This window comes from Nocardia sp. NPDC020380, from assembly GCF_044386975.1.
In the GTDB taxonomy this organism is placed as follows: Bacteria; Actinomycetota; Actinomycetes; order Mycobacteriales; family Mycobacteriaceae; genus Nocardia.
In genome coordinates, this window is record NZ_JBIRVQ010000046.1 from 1 (window position 1) to 1,139 (window position 1,139).

Here is a 1,139-nt window from a genome sequence, read left to right on the forward strand (position 1 = left end):
CGATCAATTCCTTCTTGAACAATGAATTCACCGATTCCGAGAGCGCGTTATCGTACGAATCACCGGTACTGCCAACCGATTGCGCGATACCCGCCTCGGCCAGACGTTCACCGTAACGCAGCGCCGTGTACTGCACACCGCGATCCCCGTGATGAATCAGCGCTCTACTCAACCGATCCCGCCGATTCCACAACGCCATCTCCAACGCGTCGAGGGCCAATTCCGTTTTCAGCGAATCCGACACCTGCCAGCCCACGATCGCCCGCGAGAACACATCGGTCACGAACGCCACATAACAGAACCCGCGCCCTGCGAGCTCCACATACGTGATGTCGGCAACCCACAACTGGTTCGGCACCGGAGCACGAAAGTCCCTGTCCACCAAATCCTTCGGACGCCGGTCCCCACTCCCTGGCACCGTCGTGCGCGGGCGCCGTCGCGTCGGCACCAGGCCCGCGAGACCATTCGCGCGCATCAACCGCTCCACCCGGCCACGACCCACCTCGATGCCCGCGCGCAGCAACTCCCGCCACATCTTCCGGGCACCGTAATCGCGGCGCCGGCCACGATCGGCGTCTCGTAAACGGTGAATCTCCGCCAGAATCTCGGCATCACGCACCGCCCGCCGCGACGGCTCCCGCTCCCGCTTCTTCGCCGCGAAATACGTTTGCTGCCGAAATTCCAGCACATCACAGATATCGGTCACCGTGAAGGAGCCATCGCACCGATACTCGTCGATGAACCTCACCACTTCGGTGGTGGCGGGTCCATCTCCCGGGCGAAAAAAGCCGACGCCGCCTTCAAAATCTGATTCGCCCGCTCCAGCTCACGGTTGCGCGCCTCCAACTCCCGGATCCGGGCGTCTTTGGCCTCCGGCGACTCCGGAACCGGCACAGCCACATCGACCGCCGCCCGCAACGCCTTCGCCTGTTTCACCCAGTGCCGCAACGCTTCCTTGTGGACGCCCAGATCACGCGCGACACGAGCCATCGCGCCCCGTGCCTCGCCCTGCTCACGCTCGTACTGCAACACCAGCGCTACCGCCCGTTCCCGCAGCTCCGCCGGGTATCTCCGATTGCCTGCCATACCGTCGATCCTCTCCAGATCCAACGGTCTCCCTCAAACCCGGGGTGGTCCAG

The 1,139-nt window shown here is 63.8% G+C and carries 2 protein-coding genes; both read right to left on the reverse strand.

All coding sequences use genetic code 11. The annotated features are described in order from the left end of the window. A partial coding sequence (locus tag ACH438_RS46250; RefSeq protein WP_397017724.1) for an IS3 family transposase occupies window positions 1-748 on the reverse strand: 748 nt, incomplete at its 3' end. Continuing rightward, a complete protein-coding gene (locus ACH438_RS46255; RefSeq protein WP_397017726.1) occupies window positions 745-1,086 on the reverse strand; it encodes a transposase in 342 nt (113 codons plus the stop codon). The genes ACH438_RS46250 and ACH438_RS46255, both read right to left, overlap by 4 nt. Window positions 1,087-1,139: the final 53 nt, after the last annotated feature.

Excerpts from the sequence above, each read along its gene's own strand:
- ACH438_RS46255 (WP_397017726.1), bottom strand. The coding sequence starts at position 1,086 with ATGGCAGGCAATCGGAGATACCCGGCGGAGCTGCGGGAACGGGCGGTA.